The 1,517-nt window shown below is 67.8% G+C and carries 2 protein-coding genes; one reads left to right on the top strand and one right to left on the bottom strand.

Annotated elements, in window-relative coordinates; all coding sequences use genetic code 11:
• Positions 1-11: 11 nt before the first annotated feature.
• Complete coding sequence (locus tag FK267_RS13365; RefSeq protein ID WP_141407501.1) at positions 12-1,100, bottom strand: alpha/beta hydrolase; 1,089 nt, start codon at positions 1,098-1,100, stop codon at positions 12-14.
• Positions 1,101-1,315: 215 nt separating this feature from the next.
• Here FK267_RS13365 and FK267_RS13360 point away from each other — a divergent pair.
• Positions 1,316-1,517, top strand: a 202-nt coding sequence (locus tag FK267_RS13360; RefSeq protein ID WP_141407500.1) for a FadR/GntR family transcriptional regulator, incomplete at its 3' end; no start/stop codon positions are given.

Below are 1,517 nucleotides of genomic sequence, written 5' to 3'. Positions count from 1 at the left end.
GCCGTCCTCACCTAAAACAACCCAGCGGAGAACTCCTCCGTCAGGGCCGGATAGGTGCCGGCCTGCGCCACGGCCACGACATTGAGGCGCGGGTCCTCCGGACGAAGCAGCCTGTCCATCCACAGGTCTCGTGCCGCCGTCAGCCCCTGCGCGAGCCATCGCGCGTTGACGAACTCCATGGCGTGAGTACCCCCGGGATAGACGTGCAGCTCGGCATCTCCGCCATCGCGCCACACCCTGGAGGCGAAGGCGACGTCCTCGTCCCGGAAGACCTCTGCGGAGGCCACCGAGATGAACAGCGGCGGCAGCCCGCCCAGCCAGGCGGCACGGGCGGGGGCCTCATAGGGGGTGACCGATTCCGTGCCTCGCCGCTCCCCCAGCGCCGCATCCCAGGCGACGTTGTTGTAGGCCGTCGGCCAGGTGCCGTCGTCCGGGTACTGACGCGCCGAGACCGATCCCTGCCAGTGCGGCATGCCGGTGCGGTCATCCAGCATGGGGTAGTCCAGCAGCCCGCCGAGAACGGCCGGCCCCCGTCTGTCTCGCGCCATGAGCAGCGTGCCGGCGCTCAGCCCGCCCCCGGCACTCGGCCCGACGACGATGACGCGCTCCGGATCGGCACCGAGCTCCTCGGCGTGCTCGACCGCCCAACACAGCGTGGTGTAGCAGTCCTCGACGCCGGCCGGTGCCGGATCCTCAGGAGCCAGACGGTACTCGGGGCTGACGATGACGCCCCCGTACCGCCGCAGCCACGGGACAACGGTCGACAGACCATTGAAACGGCACCCCATCACCAGCCCTCCCCCGTGCAGAGAGAGGAACAGGGGGCCGGGGCGGCCCACGCAGGCGCCCTGAGCCCTTCGTGCAACCGCGGCGGGAAGCGTCGTCCCGTCCTGACGAAGGACGTCAACGTCCTCCAGGTCGATGTCGGGGTGCTTGAGCAGGAAACCCGCCCGGACCTCGTCGGCCGGTGCGCGCCAACTCGGGATCTTCTGCACCGTCATGGTCCCGAAGACGCCGAGCGGCTCGATGCGCTCGAGCAGAGCGGCGGTGGCACTGTCGTAGGCAGGACGGGCGGGGAGCTCCTCATGCGGGCGAGACATGCCGTAACTGTTGCACTGTGAGCGCTGTAGCACCAACTCACTCATAATCAGTCAATGCTCTACGGTACCGGTGCCCGCCACCAGCCGGCCGACGACGGGTCCCTCGATGGCGCCCGCCCTCAGTGCGACATCCGCCCGGATACCTCGAGATCGCACGGATGAGGACGATTCGACATTCACCAGCGTAAATGAACCAAAAGTCGGACAATGGGGTCATGCAGATATCCCGCGGTGTCATGTCCGGCCTCACCACCACCCCGATGACTCAGTCATCCACGGCGATGGCCGAGATCAAGAACTACATTCTCACCAAGGGCCTGCATCCTGGTGACGCGTTGCCCACGGAGTCCCAGCTGTGCACCGACCTAGGAGTATCCCGCTCCTCCGTGCGCGAAGCCGTCCGCACCCTCGTCGCCC

The organism is Actinomyces oris (genome assembly GCF_006546825.1).
GTDB classification, from domain to species: Bacteria; Actinomycetota; Actinomycetes; order Actinomycetales; family Actinomycetaceae; genus Actinomyces; species Actinomyces oris.
The sequence above is the reverse complement of the archived record's forward strand: the minus strand, read 5'-3'. Positions and strand labels throughout refer to the sequence as shown.